The organism is Acidobacteriota bacterium (assembly GCA_016700075.1).
GTDB lineage: Bacteria > Acidobacteriota > Blastocatellia > Pyrinomonadales > Pyrinomonadaceae > OLB17.
On sequence record CP065000.1, the window covers coordinates 1234616 to 1249788 of the forward strand.

Annotated in this window: 13 protein-coding genes and 1 pseudogene; 11 read left to right on the plus strand and 3 right to left on the minus strand. The window is 54.7% G+C overall.

The genetic code is table 11. The features are described from left to right. The first annotated feature begins 15 nt into the window (after positions 1–15). From IPM50_05555 to IPM50_05565, 3 genes are read left to right on the plus strand one after another with little or no spacing between them, the layout of a single operon-like run. A complete protein-coding gene (locus tag IPM50_05555; protein ID QQS34042.1) occupies positions 16–210 on the plus strand; it encodes a hypothetical protein in 195 nt (64 codons plus the stop codon). After that, positions 207–779, plus strand: coding sequence for a lytic transglycosylase domain-containing protein (locus tag IPM50_05560; GenBank protein ID QQS34043.1), 573 nt, complete (start codon positions 207–209; stop codon positions 777–779). The genes IPM50_05555 and IPM50_05560 overlap by 4 nt, the downstream gene beginning before the upstream one ends. Before the next feature lies 1 nt (position 780). Continuing rightward, positions 781–2100: an amidohydrolase family protein gene (locus IPM50_05565; protein QQS34044.1), complete on the plus strand. Its 1320-nt coding sequence runs from the start codon at positions 781–783 to the stop codon at positions 2098–2100. Here IPM50_05565 and IPM50_05570 read toward each other — a convergent pair. The 3 genes from IPM50_05570 to IPM50_05580 are packed head-to-tail and all read right to left on the minus strand — an operon-like array spanning position 2069 to position 6512. After that, the gene (locus IPM50_05570; GenBank protein QQS34045.1) at positions 2069–2965 is read right to left on the minus strand and encodes an SCO family protein; all 897 of its coding nucleotides are present in this window, start codon (positions 2963–2965) and stop codon (positions 2069–2071) included. The two genes, IPM50_05565 and IPM50_05570, sit on opposite strands and share 32 nt — an antisense overlap. After that, on the minus strand, positions 2962–5286 hold the full coding sequence (locus IPM50_05575; protein ID QQS34046.1) for a transglycosylase SLT domain-containing protein: 2325 nt from the start codon (positions 5284–5286) through the stop codon (positions 2962–2964). Before IPM50_05575 ends, IPM50_05570 begins: the two co-directional genes overlap by 4 nt. A gap of 26 nt (positions 5287–5312) precedes the next feature. Continuing rightward, positions 5313–6512, minus strand: a complete 1200-nt coding sequence (locus IPM50_05580; protein QQS34047.1) for a dienelactone hydrolase family protein — start codon at positions 6510–6512, stop codon at positions 5313–5315. A 76-nt stretch (positions 6513–6588) separates the two neighbouring features. Between IPM50_05580 and IPM50_05585 the strand changes: the two genes are divergently transcribed. The 8 genes and pseudogenes from IPM50_05585 to IPM50_05620 all read left to right on the plus strand — a co-directional run bounded on the left by IPM50_05585 (position 6589) and on the right by IPM50_05620 (position 15159). Beyond that, the gene (locus IPM50_05585) at positions 6589–7506 is read left to right on the plus strand and encodes a bifunctional 5,10-methylenetetrahydrofolate dehydrogenase/5,10-methenyltetrahydrofolate cyclohydrolase (protein QQS34048.1); all 918 of its coding nucleotides are present in this window, start codon (positions 6589–6591) and stop codon (positions 7504–7506) included. Positions 7507–7510: 4 nt separating this feature from the next. Next, positions 7511–7810, plus strand: a complete 300-nt coding sequence (locus IPM50_05590) for a nucleoside triphosphate pyrophosphohydrolase family protein (GenBank protein ID QQS34049.1) — start codon at positions 7511–7513, stop codon at positions 7808–7810. A gap of 6 nt (positions 7811–7816) precedes the next feature. Beyond that, positions 7817–8452 (plus strand): dephospho-CoA kinase, encoded by a 636-nt coding sequence (locus IPM50_05595; GenBank protein QQS34050.1) that lies wholly within the window; start codon positions 7817–7819, stop codon positions 8450–8452. Continuing rightward, complete coding sequence (locus tag IPM50_05600) at positions 8436–10223, plus strand: peptide ABC transporter substrate-binding protein (protein ID QQS34051.1); 1788 nt, start codon at positions 8436–8438, stop codon at positions 10221–10223. Before IPM50_05595 ends, IPM50_05600 begins: the two co-directional genes overlap by 17 nt. A gap of 11 nt (positions 10224–10234) precedes the next feature. After that, entirely contained in the window at positions 10235–12262 is a 2028-nt protein-coding gene (locus IPM50_05605; protein ID QQS34052.1) for a peptide ABC transporter substrate-binding protein, read from the plus strand. A 2-nt stretch (positions 12263–12264) separates the two neighbouring features. Continuing rightward, the gene (locus IPM50_05610; protein ID QQS34053.1) at positions 12265–13182 is read left to right on the plus strand and encodes an ABC transporter permease; all 918 of its coding nucleotides are present in this window, start codon (positions 12265–12267) and stop codon (positions 13180–13182) included. Positions 13183–13188: 6 nt separating this feature from the next. After that, positions 13189–14155 (plus strand): annotated as a pseudogene (locus IPM50_05615) (ABC transporter permease). Between the two features lie 8 nt (positions 14156–14163). Next, complete coding sequence (locus tag IPM50_05620) at positions 14164–15159, plus strand: ABC transporter ATP-binding protein (GenBank protein QQS34054.1); 996 nt, start codon at positions 14164–14166, stop codon at positions 15157–15159. Positions 15160–15173: the final 14 nt, after the last annotated feature.

Sequence of the window (15173 nt, forward strand, 5' to 3'; positions counted from 1 at the left end):
ACAATTGATTTGTCTATGTACCGTCGCCCGAAGTCGCTTGAAGTTCTTGACGAGATCCGCATCGAAATGGCTCGCGAAGCCGATTTTGATGCTGACCTGTTTGCCGAGAATGTCCGGTCGGGATACGTTCGGAGCGAAAAGGCTGAGGAACGAAAGACCCCGGCGAAGCCGAGCAAACAGCGCTCTCTAACAGTGAAGGAAACGAAATGATCCGCTACTTGATATCGATCTTTCTGATCGCTGTTACGGTCGCTGCGTCCGCCGCGATATTTTTCCCTGATCATTGGATACATCGGTATGACGATCTGATATCCCGCCAAGCACGGATCTACAGGCTGGATGAAAAGCTCGTATGGAGCATCATTTACGAAGAAACCTATTTTCGAGCGTGGAAAACGGGAGCAGCCGATGAGGTCGGACTGATGCAGATAACGCCGGCCGTGGCCCGTGAATGGGCTCGAGAGACGGGCTTCAAAGAATTTGAACGTGAGGCGGCAGAGAATGTCGGGGCCTTCATTTCAGACCCCGAACGCAACATTCAGATCGGCTGCTGGTATCTGGAAAAACTGCGTGAGCAGTACCGGGGACGCTCCGCAGAGACCGCCATGACGCTTGCGGCGTACAATGCCGGGCCCAGCCGCGTCGAAGAATGGACACGCGGAACGGACGCCGCAGCGATCACGGAATCCGACTTCATTTCCCGTATCGGGATCCCCTCGACCAGAGCATACGTGTCATCGATACTTACCCGCTATCGAACGGAAAAGAAACCCAACTAGAATGAGAATACTCTCTGCGGAATACCTATTGCCGGTCAGTTCACCGCCTATCAAGAATGGCGCGGTCGCGATCGAAGAAGGCCGCATTGTTGCGGTTGGCGATACAAAGGCGATCGTTGAGAGTTACCCTGATGCCGAGAACACACACTTCCCTGCCGCGGCCATTCTCCCTGGACTTGTGAATTGCCATTCGCACCTAGAGGTGACATCGCTTCGCGGAGCTTTGGATGACGTAGAACACGATTTTCGCAGCTGGCTTTTGAAACTCAACGATCTTCGGCGAGAGATGACGGACGACGATATTCTGAATTCTGCCCTGCTTGGAGCGAAGGAAGGTGCCGCCGCAGGTGTTACTTGTTTCGGCGATATCGGCAGATTCGGCCATGCCGGAATGACCGCATTGAAACAGGTAGGGCTCCGCGGGATCGTGTTTCAGGAAACAGAATTTTCACCTGATTCGCGAACCGCGATGGATGACCTGAAGGCCCTCGCCGACAAGTTCGATCAGCTCGCAGCAGAAGCGACGCCGCTCGTCGGCGTTGGAATTTCGCCGCATTCGCCGTACACGGTCAGCTCCTCGCTCTTAGAATCCATCGCACAGTTCTCGATAATGGATCGGGTACCGATCACCATCCATGTTTCCGAATCACGGCAAGAGTTGGACCTTTTGCTAAATGGCTCGGGCTTTTTTACTGAGATTTATGATAAGTTCGGCGTTGAGTGGCACAGTCCGCATTGCTCTCCGGTCGAATATCTCGAACGCCTCGGCGTTCTGGCGGCGCGGCCGCTGCTGGCACATTGCGTTCACGCGTCGGAAAGCGATCTCCAACGAATTGCGGCATACGGCGCACGCATCGCTCATTGCCCGCGATCAAATGCGAAATTCGGCCACGGCACCGCACCACTCGCAAAAATGTTATCGGCGGGCATCACGGTCGGGCTTGGGAGCGATTCTGTGGCAAGCAGCAACTCGTGCGACCTCATAGAAGAGGCCCGTACCGCCGCGTATTTTTCACGAAATCTAGACCCCGAAAGTGGATCTATTTCTGCTGCCAGATCCATCGAATTGGCAACGCTTGGCGGAGCCGCCGCACTTGGGATGGCTGATGAGATCGGGTCGCTTGAGCCGGGCAAGCAGGCTGACCTGGCCGTCGTCTCATTGGCCAGTACAGCTCAGCTCCCGATCCATGACATAGAAGCCGCGATCGTCTTTTCGTCAAATGCCCGCGATATTGCTTTGACGATGGTTGCGGGCCGAGCGGTCTACGAGCGGGGAGAAACGCCAGCCGCTACTTGGCCAATGCTGCCTCAAGGTCTTTGAGAAGCGATGCCGGCGACCAGTCGCTTCCGGGGATCACTTTTGCGACCTTGCCGTCCGGCCCTATCACTATTGTCCTCAGCGAATGGCGGAACTGCGTCTTGTCTTCCGGGTCGATCTCGTAACGAAGCCCGTAGAAATCAGCGATCTTTCGAACCTCAGCATCACTGCCCACAGCAAGGCTCCAAACAGTAAAATCAGGTTTGGCGTCCTTGCCTAGATAGCCGAGGCCATATGAGCGCAGCTTTTCGGGTGTATCGTTCGCCGGGTCGAATGAAATGCTCAATAGCCGAACCTTGTCGCGAAGATCCTGCCGTTCGGGCTTTCCAAGTTCAAGTGCAGCATCGCTGAAATTCGTTGACATTTTGATGCAGAATTCCGCAAGCGGGCATCGCGCGTATATGAACGTGATGCCGAGTGCCTTGCCCTTGAAATCAGCCATTGTTATGGCCTTGCCGTCCTGATTGGTCAGTTTAAAATCAGGTGCAGGATTACCGACCTGCGCAAAGTTCTGATTGACCTCGACATTCTCATCACCTTCGACCGCCGTGGCGACGATCGCGATGTTCTCCAGCCAATACGGGTCTTTCGCGGCGCTGTTAACTACCATCTCAGCCTGCACCTGAACGCCCGGACGCAGCTCGTCCCAGACCCAATCCGCCTTTATCGGAAAATCCATCGTCATCGCATCCATAAAACCTTCGATGTCCTCGTGGTGGATCTTTGCCCGCTTGTTTTCCTTATCGACGGAGACGACTTTGCCCTTCATCGGATAGCGTTTCTCGGTCCCCTTGTTCTCTTCTGCTTTGGTACAGGCAAATCCGGCTGACAGTGCGAGTAATATTAATGCAATAAAATACTTTTTCATCTGCTAATGCTGGAGGCGGGCGAATTTGGCCGCAAACGATCGTCATAGATCAGACGATACATGCGGTAATTCGACATCACCTTTATTACGTAATCTTTGGTCTGCGAAAACATGATCTCGGGGACATAAAAGCCCGGGTCGACCGACCTGGAGCGTCCCAACCACCTTTTCATATTATCATCCCCGCCGTTGTAGCTCGCAATCACTGCCTCGGGTTGATTCGGGAATTGACGAGATAACTCGCCAACGTAATTTCCGGCAAGTTTTATGGACGTGGGCGGATAGAACAGGTCATCGATGGCGAAGTTCTCTATGTTCGCTGCAGAGGCGATGCGTATGGCAGTGGAGGGAATGAACTGCAGAATACCGCGAGCCGCCGCGACTGATTTCACGTCTGCTCGGAATCCGGATTCTTGCCGCATTATTGCCAGAAGCATTCGCGGATCGACCTTATTCGCGTCGGCGGCTGCGAGTAGTTCATCTGAGAACGGCGTCGGATAAAGCAGAAACGCCTGTTCGGCCGGTATCAGATCGGGCGGCAGATCGGTCGGCGTATTTTTCCAGATAGGATCGACAACAGCTAAGGCAAGATCGGCTTGTCCACCCTTTGCATATATCTCCGCCGGTAATGTTCCCGAGGCAGTTTGGGTCTTCAGCAGGATCGCATCATCGTAAATGCCAAGGGTGGAGAATACGTCCTTTGGTCCGGACAGCTTCTCGGATTCCTTTGGCATCTGTTTGAAACGAGGGAGCATCGTCACCGATGCATCGCGAACGCTGCGGGCCCTTGCCCCGAACGATGATGCCGGATCAATGCGCAATAGCGCCGACGCTGCCGCGAAACGCTCTTCCGCATTTTTCGAATCGAGGCCGCCTGCAAGTGCAGCGGCCTTTTGCCGCACGGCTTCGGAACTCTCTTTGCCCGCCGCAAGCTTCTGAAGTTTCTCGGTTGCAAGCATTCCGAAATACTCATTGCGGCCTTCAGGAAGTGAAAGATAGAGGTCGACGGCTTCCCCGACGCGTTTCAGCTTTTCAAGTGCCGCGGCCCGCAGGAATGTTACCTCGTTCTTGGCCGCGCCGCCCGGAACGTTGTAACCCCCGAGATCATTGAAGGTGCTGAGGCGTTCGAGTTCTGCAAGAGCAAGCTGCCATTCCTGGCGAGCTAACAAGATGCGGGCCTTCGCAAATACCGCCTGAGCCTCGGCCCTCTTACCTCGGAACGCCTCCGCGGTACGGTCGCACCAACTTATCGCCGACACCTCATCGCCGGCATCGCGGGATACATCAACGATGTTCAGGTATGCTCGATCCAGTCTTTCGTCGTTCGGAAACCGATCTATGAAGCTCCGGTACCGCGACGTTGATTCTCTCGCCTTACCGACACGCGCATATGCCGAAGCCGCCTGCAGCAATGAATCCTTTGCAAAAGGGCTGTCAGCGTGGATCTCCGAAATGCGCTCGTACCACTTTATCGCTTCGCTGTGGTCTTGCGATTGAGTGTAGCCGCGTCCGATCTGAAAGATAGCTTCAGCGACACTGGCAGAATCCGGATGGTCGTTGAGAATAGCGAGATAGTGCCGCCGAGCCGCCGCAAATTCACGATTGAACTGATAGACGCCGCCGCGCCGCATGTGCTCGGCCTCGGAAAGTTTCGGAGTTGCGGCTGAATTGTCGTCTGTCCCTGAATCTATGACATCCAGATTCAATACGGAGAGCAGCGCTGCATCGTCAGGCTGCTTAACGTCAGGCGTTTCTGATAGCAGTTTTTCGAAGACCAACCTTGCTTCAGATGTCTTCCGCTGCTGCAGCAGAACCTCGCCGAACCTACCAGCAAGGTCTCGACGAGGGGCCGATGACGAGCCTTTCGGCAAGACCGGCATTGCGAACACTGCCGACGCTTCGCCAAAATTCGCGGTTTCGGCCGCATTTCGTGCGATCCGCTCTTGGGCATGATATGCGGCCTCGCTTTTCGGAAGATCGAGGACCGCATCACGCAGCAGCAGCCTTTCGAGCAGCGGATTTCCGGTGCTGCGGGCGATCTGCGACATACGACCGTCGATCACCTGATGCACAGCCATGTCGCCTGAAGAGACAGAAGCGATCTCACCGAGAGCGGTCGACAAACGTCCCTGCCTTTCTGCGATGCGCCCGTAGAGCAAGGCGTAAAAGCCCTTTTGGTACGCCTCGCCGTCCCTGGATCGAAATGTCTCGAGCTCGCCTGCAGCCTCCTCATATCTTCGTTGTGAGTAGAGGTTCACTGCCGAGACCGCCGCCGGATCAGGCACCGCCGCAGGCACCGCCAAATGCAGTACGAGAAGCATCGCTGTTAATGTTCGTAATCCGGGTCTCAGTTGGGCCTCAAGGTGATCGGAGTGAAATTTCTCGTCAGCCCGTCCGATTCGTTTCTGATCGAGATCAAAAGATTTTCGAGCGGAGAATTGTTTTTCCAGTGACGGCGGACACGAAAAGTGATGTTCGCCGAAGCGTTGGGTGCTATAACGCCCGTTATCGCGGGGTCTGCTCCTACGACCCAACGCCGCTGTTCGATGAACGCTCGATAGGCAGCAGGCGTCGCACCGCGATTGGTGACCGTTACGCTGAATGTCGTCTCGACGCCAACGGGATTTGTCACTATCTGTTCAGCAGGCGTCAACTCGATGCCTGAATTACGCTGTCCCGAGGTGACCGCTGTTTGAAATCCGCTGCCCCAGACCTGTTTCCATCTTTCTTCGTTTCCCTTTAAATACAGGTCGAAAAAAGCGGTAAGCAAACGCCGCGTCTCTGCAAGCTGTTGGGCTCGGGTTATAGTACCGTTATCACAGCCGATGCCGTTCGATTCCTGAAAACCGCAGTGCCAGCCGCCCTGAATGACGGGAAGCATTTTCGGCGCTCGTCCCGCGTTGTACATCAGTTGGCCGTTCGACGATACAGGGACGATGGTATCGGCACTTCCTGAGATAAGGCTGACGGGAACGTTGACGTTGGACATTGCAGCCGTCGCCGAAGGATTCGTTTCCACAGCGGCGAGGTTGGCGAGAGCCTTGATCCGAGCATCCTGAGATGCCGCCAAAATGCTCGCACCGCCGCCCATCGAATGGCCGCTGGCTCCATAACGCGTAGTAGCGACCTGGTTGAAGAGAAATGAGCTTTGTTCACCGTTCTGTTGCGTCAGATGGTCCAGCGAGAACCGCAGGTCGTTCGCAAAGTTTTGATGGCTCGGGAACAAACCGTTTTCCGAATCGGAAGCGATGACGAAATATCCGTGCGTTGCGAGATGATTGAGCGTGGATTGATAGGTAGAAACTGCTTGCAGAAATCCGTGGCCGAATGTGATAGCGGGATACGGCGCTCCGGCACCGTTGTATGCAGTATTCTGGCCGTTCACCGCTGCCGGATAATAGAGACGCGCGGTAAAGGTGGAATTATTTGGCCGTGTGATCGTGACGCTCCGCCAGCCCGCAGCGTACGGGCCGGGCTGCGACAACGGGTCCGCCTGCGCGAAAACGCCCGCGGCCAAAATGAGAATTATAAGCAAACCCCTTGTCATATAATGCGATTCTATATTCACGTCAATATTACGGCAAACTGACAATAAAACGCTCTTCGGCTATGATGATGTTCGTATGCCCGCTCAACTTTTACAAGGAAAACCCATTGCCGAGGCGATCAAATCAGAGGTCGCAGCTGAGGTCATGGGATTGCGGTTTCGCCCCGGTTTGGCAGTCGTCCGCATCGGCGAAGACCCTGCATCTGCGGTTTACGTCGGCAGTAAGGTAAGGACGACCGAAGAGCTCGGCATGTATTCCGAGCATATTCACCTGCAGCCGGACATAACGCAGGACGAACTGCTGGATATCGTTCGAGAACTTAATGCCCGCGATGATATTGACGGTGTTCTGGTCCAACTGCCGCTTCCCGAACACATAAACGACCGCGAGATATTGGAAGCGATCGACCCCGCGAAGGACGTTGACGGTTTTCATCCGATGAATGTAGGACGGCTGTCACAGGGCCGCGACTCGCTCGTACCCTGCACGCCGGCAGGCGTAATAGAGATATTAAAACGTTCGAATATTGAGATCGCGGGCCGCCACGCAGTGGTCATCGGCCGCAGCAATATCGTCGGCAAGCCGATGGCCATGCTGCTGCTGCAGGAAAATGCCACGGTGACCATCTGTCATTCGCGAACGCGCGATCTGCCTGCGATAACCAGACAGGCTGACATTCTGATAGCGGCCATAGGACGTGCCGGTTTTGTTCGCGGCGAACATATCGGTGAGAACGCCGCAGTCGTGGATGTCGGTATCAATAACGTGTCGGATAAGGATTTTGCTGCTGAACTCTTCTCGGAAGAAGACCTGCCGAAACGTCTTGCCGCGATCGAAAAACGCGGCTTCACGCTTGTGGGCGACGTCAATCCGAAAGAAGCGATGGAACGTGCCGGCTCATTCACGCCGGTGCCCGGCGGCGTCGGGCTTCTGACCGTCGCGATGTTAATGAAGAATACTGTGTCGGCGGCCGTAATGCGCCGCGGTGCTTAATGATATGAACTTCGAAGATTACCAATCTGCCGCAAGCAAGACGGCTCTTTATCCGCGTCGGCTCGAGAACCTCGAATATCCGACGCTGGGCCTTGCAGGCGAAGCCGGCGAGGTAGCCAACATCGTCAAGAAGATACAGCGCGATCACGGCGGCGTTCTGAACGAAGAGTTTCGGAGCAAGCTGAAGGACGAGCTGGGCGACGTTCTATGGTACATCTCGGCATGCGCTGACGAGCTTGGCCTGTCGCTCAGCGAGATCGCCGAGTACAACGTGGACAAACTCGCCAAGCGTCATGGTAGATAGCGATAGATGCTGAAGGTCGGCCTTACGGGTTCCATCGCAGTTGGGAAATCCTACGTTTGCGAATGTTTTCGCGAACTCGGCTGCCATGTACTTGATGCGGACCTGACCGCACGCAAGGTCGTCGAACCGGGCACGCCGGGACTCGCACGTATCGTTGAGGAATTTGGCAACGGTGTTCTGCTCGCGGACGGCTCGCTGGACCGCAAAAGACTTGGTTCCGTAGTATTTGGAAATGAGGAAAAGCGGCTGCTTCTGAATTCCATTGTCCATCCGCTGGTCATCGATGCTCAAGACAGATGGCTGAAGGACGTAGAGAGCAAACAACCGGGCGGCATTGCGATCATCGATGCGGCACTGATGATCGAATCCGGAGGTTACAAACGTTTTAACAAACTTATTGTCGTCTGGTGCAAACCTGATATACAATTGCAGCGTCTTACCTCCAGAGACGGTTTAACAGCGGAAGAGGCAATTAAGCGCATTAGTTCGCAAATGCCGCAGGAGGAGAAAAAGCGTTACGCAGACTTTCTTATCGACACTTCCCACGGTTTCGAAGATACGCAGAGACAGGTTCGACAGGTTTTCAGTTCACTAAATGAGATCGGCTCAACAGAAAGCAAACCGTATGATCCAGCCCGTTAGAACGGGCTTTTTGCTCTCTGCTTTTATTTTACTTTCTCTCGTATTTTCTGCCTGCGAAGCGGTCGAGAGCCCCAAAGGTGCGGCCTATTATTCAAAGGTCGCAGCACCGCTGAAAAAGGAACTCCGTTGGAGTAACGGCGGTTCGCCGAAACACATAGATCCTGCATTTGCCGCAACGCCTCCCGAAACTGACATCGTTCGGTCAGTTTACGAAGGACTGACCTTGCTCGACGGAACTTCGCTAAAAGCAGTTCCCGCTGTCGCCGAATCGTGGGAAGCCTCTGAGGATAAGAAGGAATGGACGTTTCGCCTTCGCAAAGATGTCAATTGGTCGAATGGCGATGCCGTAACGGCCGACGATTTTATCAGGTCTTGGAAACGTCTTGCCGCTCTTCGCGAGAAAGCTGCGAATAGCGAATTACTGCTAAACATTAGAGGCGTGGCGGCGATCATAGACCCGTCAAAAGAAGCCGACGTCTCTGCTGATCCTTTCTTGTTTCAGATCGATCCCACAATAGATCCGGAGACTGGCGGATCACCGACACCAACGCCATCGCCTGCCGCAAAACTGCCGGAACAGGAAGCGCCTCCGTCGCCGATGCCTGCCGTAAAACTCGGCTTTGAATCTATCGATGAACGCACGATACGAATTTCGTTGGTCGAACCGGACGCATCGCTGCCGAGGCTGATGGCTGACCCGATCTTTAGCCCAATTCATCGATCGGATATCAAAGATGCATTAAAGCCCGTCGAAAGGCCGAAGGTTACGAACGGCGCTTTTGTCATTGAAAACATATCGAACGCCGCTATTTCGGTCTCGCGGTCAGAGCGATACTGGAACGCCCGCTCTGTCGGGCTGGACCGTATCGAGTTCATCTCAATGCCGTCGGCGGAAACAGCTTTGCAGGCGTACAGAGGCGGGAAACTCGATGTCATCACGAATGCGAATTTTGAACCGCTCGCCCTAAAGCTGCTCGCACCGTACGAGGACTTTCGCACGACGGTCCATTCCGCTCTTAACTTTTACGAATTCAACAACTCTCGTCCTCCCTTCTCGGACCGCCGCGTTCGGCTTGCCCTCGCAACTGCCATCGACCGCGAAAGATTGGCCGAGACCGAGATGGCGGGCAGCGTAGAGCCCGCTTATTCTTTCCTGCCGCTGAGCGATTCGAAAGAAGCTCGTTTCGAACATGACGTCGAGGCAGCCAAGGCATCACTCACAGCTGCCGGCTTCCCCGACGGCAAAGGCTTTCCGACCGTCAAACTCGTCGTCAACCGAAACAATGTCCAGCAAAAGGTCGCCCGTGCTGTTGCAAAGATGTGGAAAGAGGAACTGAACATCGAGACGGAGATCGTCTTGAAAGAAGCCGCGGAAATGGACGCTGTAAGGAGATCCGGTGATTTTGACCTGATACGTCGCGGGGTCGTGCTGCCGTCGCCGAACGAAACGGCAAGTTTGTTGGCAATCTTCGATCGACGAAAGAAGGCCGCTGCAGCCGGGACCACCCTGCCGCAGGGGACTCCGACGCCTCAGACCTCGTCGACACCGGTCAACTCTAATTCAGCCGCTGCTTCGCCAATGCCAACCGACGAGGATCTGCTGACCGAACTTTCCGCTATTTACGATGTCGAAGCAATTCCGTTATACTTCCCTCGTTCGTACGCGTTGGTACAGCCGTACGTTCAGGGCTTTGATCTCAACGGCATTGATTCACCTTCGGTAGGCTCGCTCAGCGTAGATACCGCGTGGGCAGCGGCGGGCATATTCTAACGGTCCTTTTTATGAACCGTACCTTCGGCAAGTTAGTTTCTCTAGGCTTGATCGCGACACTGCTGTTCTCGGCGATGTCGTGTGCCCGCGTCGACAGCGGAGACTATTTCGGCAGGACCGTGCCGCCGAGCGACAACATTCTTCGATATGTCTCCGGGTCGGAACCTGAGTCATTTGATCCGCATATTTCGTCAGGCCAGCCGGAGGCGCGTATCTATATGGCACTTTTCGATGGTTTGGTCGAAAACGATCCAAAGACCTTGCTTCCCATTCCGGCGATCGCGAAAAACTGGGAGATCAGCAGTAACGTTGATATCTTCGTTTTCAAGCTCCGCGACAATGCCAAATGGAGTGACGGCACTCCGATATCCGCTCAAGATTTTGTATACAGTTTTCGACGCGGCTTCGATGCCGAGACACTGTCGCGAACCGCAAGTCTCGGCTATTTCATTCGATATTCGGAAGATTTCAACAATGGTGATGTTTTCGTCAAGAAGGACGGACGGTTCCTGCTTGAACATGAGGTGAACGCCACCGAACCGCATACAGTAACGCCGTTCGGTCCTGAGACAGAGTTTGCGACGTTCATTAACGGCCCGACCCGCCTCACTCTTCCGGGCGATGAAAAGGAACGGTCAAAGCTTTTTGAAAAGGACGAAAAGCTGCGGTCTGCGGTCGAAGGCGGCGAATTCGTCCCTGTAAAGGCAGAAGACATCGGCGTCGAAGCGGTTGATGATAAGACGCTTCGGCTAACGCTGCGTCAAAGCGCACCTTTCTTCCTTGGATTGCTTGCACATCAATTTTTTCGGCCGGTTCCGCGGCATGTCGTGGAAAAACACGGCGCGGACTGGACCAAGCCCGAAAACATCGTCACCAACGGAGCGTTCAAGGTCAAACATCATCGGCCTTATGATGAGCTGTTCCTCGTGAAGAACGAAAACTATTGGGACGCTGAGAATGTCCATCTCGACGGCATCAAGTTCTATCCCATCGACGAGAACGCGACCATACTTAACCTTTACAAAGGCGGGGCCATCGATGCGTTCCTGAACCATTCCGTACCGGCTTCCTGGATCGACGAAGTAAGGCGATACAAGGACGAATATCTCGATCATCCCGAGAATGCGACCGCCTATTACTCGATGAACATGACAAAGCCGCCGTTCGATGACGTAAGAGTACGGCGAGCGTTTCAAATGTCAGTAGATCGGGACGCTCTTTCGAACTATCGAAAAGTGACCAAACCGCTTTATGACCTCACGCCGGCGGGCATTTTCCCGGATTATGACAGGGCCCGTGCAAAGGTCAGCGAGGAAATGCGCATCGAGAAAAAGAAGTCTCCCGAAGAGTGGGCGAAATACAACAGATTTGACCCGGCCGAGGCACGCAGGCTGCTCAGCGAGGCCGGCTTCCCTGTCGAAGGATCCGAAGGAAATTTCGCCTGCCCCAAGTTCCCGACAGATTCAGTATCGCTGACGTTCAATACCAACGAGAACAATCGGATGGTCGCCGAATTCATACAGGCACAATGGAAACGGCACCTCGGTATTACAATTTCATTGAAGAGCCAGGAATTCCGCACGTTTCTCAAAGATCGAAACGATCTCCAGTACTCAGGACTCGCACAGAGCCTTTGGTCGGGCGATTACATGGACCCGTTCACGTTTCTGGGTCTTCACTACGGCCGCCAAAACGACGGCGGTTCCGGATTTGCGGACAAGGAATATGACCGAATGCTGGATGAGGCGAACAGCGAACTCGATTTCCAAAAGCGCTACGAAAAACTCGCTAGGGCAGAAGCATATGTGATGGACAAACTGCCCGTGGTCACACTGTCGATCTACGCGACCAACTGGCTGAAAAAGCCTTACGTCAAAGGCATGTATCCGAATCCCGGCACGCTGCATCCATGGAAGTTCGTCTATATTGAGAAAGATCCCGCAAAATGGGACCGGAACGTAGATAACATCATGGCGGAAAGCAACCCGCGAACGGCGGCACAGCTTGAGGAACTGAAGCGGACGATGACGCAGAACTAGAAATGCTCGGATTTATCCTAAAACGCCTGCTCCTGATCATACCGATGGCGCTGATCGCCGTATCGGTCACATGGGCGTTGATACGCGTCGCTCCGGGAACGTTCTATTCATCTGAAAAGAAGATCCCGGCCGCGGTCGAAGCAAAGCTGCGTGAAAAATACGGCCTGGACGACCCGTGGTATAAGCAGTACGGCATTATGCTTTCGAACATTGCCCGCGGCGATTTCGGCATCTCTCTGAAATATGAGGGCCAGCCCGTCAACGAGATCATAGCGAGGCATCTGCCGTATTCGGCGGTCATCGGGCTGCTAGCGTATCTGCTAGCTCTTGCCATCGGCCTGGCTGCAGGCACGATAGCGGCGTTGCGGCAAAATTCGGCATTCGACTATGCTTCGATGTCCGCGGCGATGTTGGGGCTTTCGGTGCCGAACTTTGTCTTGGGGCCGCTTCTCGTTCTTGTGTTTTCTTTTTGGCTCTATTTACTGCCGCCCGCAAGATGGGGCGGTTTTACCTCGCTGATCTTGCCGGTCGTTACGCTGGCCGCAATCTACGCCGCCTATATCGCCCGTTTGACGCGTGCAGGACTGTTGGAAGTAATGCGGTCGGACTACATCCGCACGGCAAGGGCAAAAGGCCTGAGCGAGCGTTCTGTTATCCTTCGGCATGCTCTCCGCGGCGGCCTGCTTCCGGTGGTGTCTTTTACCGGACCCGCTCTTGCGGCCCTTCTTGCCGGGACCGTGGTCGTTGAAAAGGTGTTTGCCATTCCCGGCCTCGGAAATATTTTTATTCAGTCCGTATTAAATCGCGACGAGCCGCTTGTTCTCGGCATCGTCGCATTCATTTCAGTTTTGGTAATGATCTTTAATCTGATCGTTGATATCGCTTACGGCTTTATCGACCCGAGGATCAGATACGAATAAGTCCCGATGAAAGACGACAGCACATCACCGGTCAAAGGAACCTCGCTATGGCGTGACGCCATGCGGCGCCTCCTTGCGCAACCGCCTCGCGGTTTTTGGGCTGATCGTGCTTGTTTTCATATCGATTTCGGTCATTGTAGGCCCTGCTGTCATTGAAGCTACGACCGGCTATACTTACGACTACATCCCGGCCGACAATGAGCTTGTCAAGGCAATGCCGCCGTCGCTCAAACATCCAATGGGAACGGACGAGGCGGGCCGCGACATCCTCGCACGCGTTCTGCAGGGCGGCCGCATTTCGTTGCTTGTGGGCATTATTTCGACCCTTGTTTCACTGATCGTCGGCGTGTCGTACGGAGCAGTCGCCGGTTTTCTCGGCGGCCGCATCGACAACCTGATGATGCGCATAGTGGACATACTTTACGCGATACCGTACATCCTGATCGTGGTCGTACTTCTTGCGGTCTTCGGCGGGACCAATTCGCCCGAGTGGATAAAATGGCTGACAAAAATGATAGGCGCCGAAGGCAATCAGGGCATCAGCCAGATCTTGCTGCTTTTCTTTGCTCTGGGGCTAGTATCGTGGCTGACAATGGCACGCGTGGTCCGCGGCCAGATCCTGAGCCTGAAGAACGAGGATTTTGTACTCGCAGCCCGAGCATCAGGCGTATCCAATCTCGGCATAATTTTCCGGCATCTGATACCTAATGCCCTCGGCCCTGTCATCGTTTACGCCACGCTCACAGTACCAAGCGTTATGCTTGCCGAGGCATTTCTCTCTTTCCTCGGCTTGGGCGTGCAGGCACCGTATGCGAGCTGGGGCAGCCTGGCGAGTGCCGGCATAAAGAACATAGCGATATTTCCTTGGCAGCTTATTTTCCCGGGTCTGACAATGGCACTGACGCTGTTTTCACTGAACTTCTTGGGCGACGGACTGCGCGATGCACTTGACCCGCAGACGAGGAAATTCTGACCGACGCGATGAATAGTAACGGCACGATACTGACTGTCAACGACCTTCGCACGTATTTCCGTACGGAAGACGGCGTGGTGAAGGCTGTTGACGGGATCTCGTTCGAACTGAAAAAGGGCGAGACGTTGGGCATCGTAGGCGAATCGGGCTCGGGAAAATCCGTCACGAATCTTTCGGTGATGCGGCTGATCCCGGAGCCGCCGGGCGAGATCGTCTCCGGCGAGATCATTTTCGACGGCACCGATGTCCGGGCACTGTCGATCGACGAGGTTCGAAAGATCCGGGGCCGCCGCATTGCGATGATCTTTCAGGATCCGATGACGTCGCTAAATCCGTTTCTCAAGATATCGACCCAACTGATGGAGGTAACACAGCTTCATCTCGGCCATACCAAACAACAGGCTTACGAACACGGCGTCAAAATGCTCGAAATGGTCGGCATCCCCGACGCAAGGGCACGCATGGACGGCTATCCGCACGAGCTTTCGGGAGGCATGCGGCAACGCGTGATGATCGCAATGGCGCTGAGTTGCGACCCCGAACTTCTGATCGCCGACGAGCCGACGACAGCTCTCGACGTCACGATCCAGGCACAGATACTCGAACTGATCAAGGACCTGAAAGCACGTTTGGGAACGAGCGTAATTCTGATCACGCACGACCTCGGCGTCGTCGCGGGAATGACGGACAAGATCATTGTGATGTACGCCGGCAAGGTCTTTGAGCAGGCTCCGACGCGGGAACTTTTTTCGCGTCCCGCAAATCCGTATACGAAAGGATTGCTCCGCAGCGTCCCCGATCCGGCACACGAACAGGGCGACTCGCTGTATCAGATACCGGGCCTGCCGCCCGACGTGGCTCATCTTCCGCCTGGCTGTCCGTTCGCGGAACGTTGTGACCGGGCCGAGGACATCTGTCGACGGGAATATCCGCCGTTCGTTGAGATAAACGCCGATCATCATTCGCTTTGCCATTTTGCCAAGGAGGTTTACGGTCGGGATTGACAACGTCCGGTCCG